Source organism: Vibrio sp. PNB23_22_6 (assembly GCF_052877535.1).
This window is the reverse complement of sequence record NZ_JBNFXP010000083.1, coordinates 1-324: the sequence shown is the minus strand read 5'-3', so window position 1 is coordinate 324 and position 324 is coordinate 1. Positions and strand designations below refer to the sequence as shown.

Below are 324 nucleotides of genomic sequence, written 5' to 3'. Positions count from 1 at the left end.
GAGAGACTTGAACTCTCACACCTTGCGGCGCCAGAACCTAAATCTGGTGCGTCTACCAATTCCGCCACGACCGCATCGTATTTTTTAGTTATCAAGGCAATTGGTATAACCTTAACAACGTTTTGTAATGGCAGGGCTACCTGGATTCGAACCAGGGAATGGCGGCATCAAAAGCCGCTGCCTTACCGCTTGGCGATAGCCCTACAGGTCTTAGTCTTTCAACTAAGTGCTCTCCAATTAAGGAAAGTAATGGTGCGGTCGGAGAGACTTGAACTCTCACACCTTACGGCGCCAGAACCTAAATCTGGTGCGTCTACCAATTCC

At 49.1% G+C, this 324-nt stretch carries 1 tRNA gene; it reads right to left on the bottom strand.

Annotated elements, in window-relative coordinates:
- Positions 1 to 128 precede the first annotated feature (128 nt).
- Positions 129 to 203: transfer RNA gene (locus ACVA54_RS19725), tRNA-Gln, on the bottom strand.
- Positions 204 to 324 lie beyond the last annotated feature (121 nt).